The organism is Romboutsia sp. MSSM.1001216sp_RTP31141st1_G3_RTP31141_220114 (genome assembly GCF_039031195.1).
In the GTDB taxonomy this organism is placed as follows: domain Bacteria; phylum Bacillota; class Clostridia; order Peptostreptococcales; family Peptostreptococcaceae; genus Romboutsia_C; species Romboutsia_C hominis.
Genome location: NZ_JBCIUO010000038.1, coordinates 1 through 5898, shown reverse-complemented (window position 1 = coordinate 5898; position 5898 = coordinate 1). Strand labels below are relative to the sequence as shown.

10 protein-coding genes are annotated in these 5898 nt (G+C 42.0%); 6 read left to right on the top strand and 4 right to left on the bottom strand.

From position 1 onward, the window contains the following. Together ABCP60_RS15585 and mbpC are read left to right on the top strand one after the other, a co-directional pair. Nucleotides 1-255, top strand: a 255-nt coding sequence (locus tag ABCP60_RS15585; protein ID WP_343102149.1) for a relaxase/mobilization nuclease domain-containing protein, incomplete at its 5' end; no start/stop codon positions are given. Continuing rightward, nucleotides 212-652 carry a mobilization protein MbpC gene (gene mbpC, locus ABCP60_RS15580; protein ID WP_009123699.1) on the top strand — a complete coding sequence of 147 codons (441 nt, stop codon included), beginning with the start codon at nt 212-214 and terminating at the stop codon, nt 650-652. The genes ABCP60_RS15585 and mbpC, both read left to right, overlap by 44 nt. A 37-nt stretch (nt 653-689) precedes the next feature. Here mbpC and ABCP60_RS15575 read toward each other — a convergent pair whose 3' ends face one another. Then, the gene (locus ABCP60_RS15575; RefSeq protein ID WP_343102148.1) at nt 690-1139 is read right to left on the bottom strand and encodes a hypothetical protein; all 450 of its coding nucleotides are present in this window, start codon (nt 1137-1139) and stop codon (nt 690-692) included. 399 nt (nt 1140-1538) lie between these two features. Here ABCP60_RS15575 and ABCP60_RS15570 point away from each other — a divergent pair, with 399 nt between their 5' ends. After that, on the top strand, nt 1539-1982 hold the full coding sequence (locus ABCP60_RS15570) for a hypothetical protein (protein ID WP_032591120.1): 444 nt from the start codon (nt 1539-1541) through the stop codon (nt 1980-1982). Between the two features lie 138 nt (nt 1983-2120). Here the strand turns inward: ABCP60_RS15570 and ABCP60_RS15565 are convergent, their stop codons facing one another. From ABCP60_RS15565 to ABCP60_RS15555, 3 genes are read right to left on the bottom strand one after another with little or no spacing between them, the layout of a single operon-like run. Then, nucleotides 2121-2402 (bottom strand): HU family DNA-binding protein, encoded by a 282-nt coding sequence (locus ABCP60_RS15565; RefSeq protein WP_009123696.1) that lies wholly within the window; start codon nt 2400-2402, stop codon nt 2121-2123. Between the two features lie 23 nt (nt 2403-2425). Next, entirely contained in the window at nt 2426-3409 is a 984-nt protein-coding gene (locus ABCP60_RS15560; protein ID WP_343102147.1) for a replication initiation protein, read from the bottom strand. A 10-nt stretch (nt 3410-3419) separates the two neighbouring features. Beyond that, nucleotides 3420-3818: a hypothetical protein gene (locus ABCP60_RS15555; protein ID WP_009123694.1), complete on the bottom strand. Its 399-nt coding sequence runs from the start codon at nt 3816-3818 to the stop codon at nt 3420-3422. A 307-nt stretch (nt 3819-4125) separates the two neighbouring features. On the opposite strand from ABCP60_RS15555, the gene ABCP60_RS15550 reads away from it, so the two are divergent. From ABCP60_RS15550 to ABCP60_RS15540, 3 genes are all read left to right on the top strand, one after another. Beyond that, nucleotides 4126-4473, top strand: a complete 348-nt coding sequence (locus tag ABCP60_RS15550) for a hypothetical protein (RefSeq protein WP_343100917.1) — start codon at nt 4126-4128, stop codon at nt 4471-4473. A 591-nt stretch (nt 4474-5064) separates the two neighbouring features. Continuing rightward, a complete protein-coding gene (mbpA, locus tag ABCP60_RS15545) occupies nt 5065-5364 on the top strand; it encodes a mobilization protein MbpA (protein ID WP_343102146.1) in 300 nt (99 codons plus the stop codon). Next, nucleotides 5361-5898: relaxase/mobilization nuclease domain-containing protein (locus ABCP60_RS15540; protein ID WP_343102145.1), on the top strand; the 538-nt coding region annotated here is incomplete at its 3' end. The genes mbpA and ABCP60_RS15540, both read left to right, overlap by 4 nt.

Here is a 5898-nt window from a genome sequence, read left to right as displayed (position 1 = left end):
GGCTTTGACCTTGCCAAATTCCAAGAGGAACTTGGCAAACTGGGATTCAAAGTTCGGGAAGCCAGGGCAAGCACCGGCAAACTTAACGGCTACTACGTGAAAGCCCGGAGCGGAACGGAATACAAGGCAAGCGAGATAGGGAAAGGCTATACGCTTGCCCATATCGAGAAGACACAGAAAAAATTGAAGTATAACTCAATCAGCAGGAATTATGGAAACACCCTCAAACCCAAAGACGGAGGATTACACCTATAAGCAGGGGCAGTACAGCCCCCGAAAGAGAAAGGACACCACGCCCAAAGTAAATCCGCAGCTTGCGGTAGAACTTGTGTTTCAAGAATTGAAGCGTGTAGAAGCTTATACGAAGCGCATAGAGGATGCAACAACCAAAAAGGTAGAAATAGACAGGGGAAGCCTTGAAAGTGCTGAAAATCGCCTAAAAAACGTATTGGCGGACTTTGAACGGCAGGGAAACAGAATGAAAAATGGCAGCTATGTGGACAAGAACGTTTCCATGTATTCAATCCTTTGTGCTGTTTTTTCCCTATTGTTCGCCTGTCTGATGTGTTATCTGTGGGTGGATGCAGCCAAGGACAGGGATAACTACAAGAGGTATTATGAATATTTTCAGCAGGAGCAAAATGCTAAATAAAAAAAGCGGGCGCTTTTTAGAGCGTCCGCTAATATAATTATTTGCTGAATGTACAATCTGCTATAAATCCGAAAGAGGGGGTTGTGCCTTTTCCTTTGAATTCCCATTTAAACATTTTGTCATTTTGGTCTTGGGCATCCCAATAAGCCGTCCAAACAAATCTTGTGTTTGATAGTGGTCCTGTTCCGCTAAAAGCTACACTTTCTGGTGTAGTTATGTTATCGTCATAGTCAGGTTTTGCATTAGGGCTTAATACTTCAAAGAAATAATAATTGAACTGAATCGAAGCGTTTAACCTTACTTCCATGTTGATGGTACGACTGGCATCTTTAAAAGAACCTGTTGTGCTTTGAGAACCCCCATTAATGCTTAGTGTTGGAAGTGGAGCTCTTGTCCCAAGTGCTGCATATTCAGATATATCAAAGTCGAAGTCAACATTCTCTTTTACTTTTCTTACAAATGTTTTACTTCCTGTAGAATAGACCATATATGCGACATTAGGGTCAGCTATGGCTTCTGCTACTTGTGCGTTTAAAGCTTGTAATTCTTGCTTGTATTTTTCAATGCTTAGAGGACTGACTTTTTCTAAATCTTTCCAATCGGACCCGGTTACATAAGATAAAGCCCTTGTCTTTTTGTTCTCATTGATAAAATACTCTCCAGTAGACTCATTCACATCCACAAAACGGGATAGGATTTCCATATCTGTTGCGGTATTACTAACGACTGGTTCTGTAATTTCTTCATTACTACATGAGAAAAGGAATAATCCAGTCAACATGGCAAAAGTTGTTGTTAATAATTTTTTCATATATATTCTTTTAAGGGGTTATAGAGCCAAAACTACAAAAAAAATTCTATATTTGCATGATTTAATATGTTAATTATGAAAAGAATAATTGTTTTTTTTGCAGTGGTTGTACAAATGCTGCTTCTTCCCTGTTGTGTTGAGAAACAGGGTTATTATAGCAGTGGAGAAGAAAGCATAATCGCACTAATATGTGATATAACTTGGACTGGTGGGAAAAAAGAGTATGAAGATGGTAGCTCTTGGGAATCTATTTGGAATTTTGATAAAGATGGGACATATACACGAACTAATGTAGAGATTGATAAAGATGGGAACAAAAAAGAAGGTGAGATTCGTGGAAGATGGTCTTTTGCCACTCCTAACTTTAGCGTATTATACTTTGGTGGTAGTCATTATTGGGATATTAAAGAGCTGAATAAGAAAATCTTCTCATTCTACGACAGAACAGGAGAATTGAACGACCCACTCATGTCTAAAGAATATGTTGAATTTTACCCGTATAATGAAGAAAAAGACTAATTAGTCATACCTTAAAAGTGATATGATTGAAAGCCGGAACAGCATGGGTATGCTGGATCCGGCTTTTTAATATACTCGGGAATGCTTCCAGAGTTTCCACTTTTCGTTTGGGTATGCAAAGATACCCAAAAAATCTGTTTATTCCTCTTTCTTGATTTTATTTGAGAACTCTTTTGACGGTTTGAAAGCCGGAATATCATGAGCTGGAATAATCAGGGTTGTATTCTGACCGATATTGCGTCCGGTCTTTTCAGCACGTCTTTTGACGATGAAACTGCCGAAGCCACGGAGATAGACTTCCTTCCCCATCGACAGGGAGCATTTCACAGTTTCCATGAATGCTTCCACTATCATTAAAACTTCATCCCGGTCTATCCCGGTTTGTTTTGAAATCTCTTGTACTAAGTCTGCTTTTGTCATTTTTGTAATAGCTTTATGTTGAATTACACTTCTTTCAGTTTGATTTTGATGGCATTGATTACATACCCTTTGGGATTGTTTGCAAAGCGTGCGCCTTTCTTCAATTCTCCCAAGAACCCTATGAAATCCGGGATGCGGTTTTGCCCCTCGATAAGGGTTTTCTTGTTCTTGTTGATTTCATCAGACTTGAAGTCAAAGGAGTATTTGAGGTAGTCATATACGTTGTTCTCCAGCTGGAGCCGTGCCGTAACTTTAGCCATGCGCGCCTGTTCCTGTAGTGCAGGGTCTTCTCTGTCTTCAAAGAATACAGGGAATAGGGTCCAGCCAATGACCTTCTTTCCTTCCTTTTCCTCCTTAGCGACAAAGGAGTATGGAGAGGATTCATCAAGTTCTTTTTTAGCTGCATCGATAACATATCTCTTGAAATCATTAACTCTTTCGTACTTTCCTTGCAAGCAAAACCTTTCGCGAAGTCCGTCAGACCCCTCTAACGACACAAACAAAGGTTTGGTTTGTCCGGACATCAGCTCATAGAATCGCATGGCATAGACGCTTTTAAACTTCATGGCTGTTATGAGTTCGTATTTCTTGAACCCTTTCGTAAAATCAAGTGCGGCTCTCCAGATAGGGTCATAGACATGAAAGGTAGCAATACCTGTGCCTTTTTCTATTTTAGGGTGTTCGATGATGGCTGTATAGAACCAAATCTTATCATCTTCATATTCAGCCCCTTTCTTAGATAGCGATGTGAATGCAGCTTTAGCCTTGGCATAGTTGTGGTCATCTTCGTCTCGAAGAATGGATGCTACAGGCATGGTGATGTTCACCCCACAGTCAGACGGCTCAATCTTGTGCATGTGGTCTTTGATTTTAATACCTTCCAACCATCGTTGGGCAAATTCGATAAGACGATATATGATACGCTTTTCGTAAGGACTGAAATCGTATTTGGCACATGTCCATATGTAGGACTGAAATATGGCTTTGTTTGGTAGGTTTTCGCTCATAGGTATTCTTTTAGATTGTTGCGTATGGGTCAAGTTCCTTAATCCGCTTACACAAATAATCGAAGCGTTTCTTAGTAAGCGGTGTGAGTGTATTGAGGTTCTCGCCATCAAAATTCTCTCCAAAGATAATGTCGTCCACCCCTATGCCGTGATTATAGTTCTCACGCACGCAATCACGCAGAATCCAAAGGTTGCGCAGGTTCACCCAGTCTGCCGTTTTATTCTTGATTCTGCTGAACAGCACAGCAGCTGTGTAGAGGTAGTGTCCGCAATGGTTGTAGTCATGCAGCACCAGTTTCCCTTGATAGTATATGTCGAAGTCTTTGTTTTCCTCATCTTCCTTTGTATCGCAGTAGAAGAACGGAATATCTTTCAGACCGTCCCAATCAATGTAAGTTGTTGGTTTCATAAGTGTGCTTTTATGGTTTTCTGCAAAGATATAAATTAAGTACGAGTTTAACAAATGAAACTCGTACTGTTTATTCTTTACCTCGTTTTTAGAGTGTTAATTTTTATTCTTTATCTCGTACTTGAGTATTCTTTATCTCGTACTTAGAGGGTGTTTTTCTCGCATAATGCGCGCGCGCGAGGATAGGACATAGATAGTCGATGTTAAGATAGAAACAGGCTCATAAGGTTGAGATTGCTTCTCAACTTTCGGAAAAACGGATGAAGAACAATAGGGAAAACAAAGACAAAGCCCCCTCGTAAGGGGGTTGGGGGATTGTGCGGTTATTGAAGCTTTTTTTTGCGTGTTAAAGTATATTAATTTGGTTACAATATCGGTGACAATGGTTACATTTGTATCACAATCAAAAAGTTTAAGATATATGCAAGTAATTCCATTGAGCAAATTTCGGACGAATCAGACAGCGACCCTTCTTCGTGCTATTCAGGGAGAATCCGTCTTTCTGACTTCACGTATCGGTGATTTTAAATTGGTGCCAGTGTCCGTAGAAGAAAAAATAGCCACTCGAATAAGAGAGGGCTTGAATGAAGTGAAACGAATCGAAGCTGGTGAGCAGCCAGCCAAGAGCGCAAACGCATTTCTTGATGAGCTTTGAAGTAAAGACCACCCCACATTTTGAGAGGGAAGCGAAAATCCTTGCAAAAAGGTATAAGTCTTTTAAGGCTGACATGAAGGATTTTATCGAGTCATTGGAAAAGAACCCCATGCAGGGGGATGAACTGAGCCCAGGTATCCGTAAAATAAGACTTGCCATTGTTTCTAAGGGAAAGGGTAAGTCTGGGGGAGCACGTGTTATCACATACACGATTTGTGCATCGGAGAGTGAAGGTCGTGTTTATCTTGTGGATGTCTATGATAAGTCAGACTTCTCTACCGTAAGTGTATCTATTCTTAAAAAAATCATATCTGAACAGGGTATCCTTTGACCAGTCAGCGTTAGTGAAGCGAACTGTGTTTTTTCTCTTTTCGGTCTGCAAAGGTAACTCCACACTCCGAACCCTTGACCGCTCTCCGTGTTCCGTTGTGGAAATGGCAGGGAAAAAGAAAAAAAAGTGTGTGGCTATGCAGTGTGTTAGCGCTGTGTGTATTCCCATGCGGAATGTGTATATATAGCAAGAAGTGTCCTTGTCGGACATTCTTGCCTTTCTCGCTTTGCTCAAAAGGATTTTAAGATTACCTTTGCGACATGGAAGTAAATCGAACGGAGAAGATAACATTCCGCTGCACGGCACTTGAAAAGGCGGCACTTGCGGAACAGGCAGCCCGATGCGGCATCAGCATATCGGAGTACTGCCGTACACTCGCACTGGGCGGACGACCCAAGGAGAGGTACACGGAAGAAGAAAGGGAACTGTTTCGGGAGATAGCCCGACTGAAAGGAACACTCCAGCGTCTGAACAACTACTTCGGTGGGCGCCAGTACAGGGAAGTGTTCGAGGAGAACCAGGCACTAATCAATGAACTTAAAAAGATACTTTCACGATGATAGCAAAAGGAAAGAGCATATCTCATGGCACGGCAGCACTGGAGTACGACCTTGCCAAAGAGATAAACGGAGAGGCAGCAGCCACCGAGATACACCGCCATGAGCTTTTCGGCTGCACAGGCGAAGATATGGTGCAGGAGATGAAACCTTACTTTGTTGATTTTCCGAACGTAAAGAACAACTGCCTTCGGTTTGAGGTCAGCCCTTCAGTGGAAGAAAGTGCAGGCATGACCGATGCGGACTGGGCGAAGCTCGGTAATGACTTCATGCAGCGCATGGGTTTGATGAACCACCAGTACATCATTGTGAAGCACAGCGGAACGGAGAAGAACCGCAGGCAAGCCCACCTGCATATACTGGCAAACCGTGTGTCGTTATCGGGAGAACTATACCAGGATAACTGGATAGGGAAGAGAGCTACGGAAGCTGCCAACAGTATAGCCAGAGAACGGAACTTGGTACAGTCAAAGGATATAGGCAAAGCCAACAGGGAAGAGATAAAACAGGCTATGGATGATGTTCTTATACGGATGC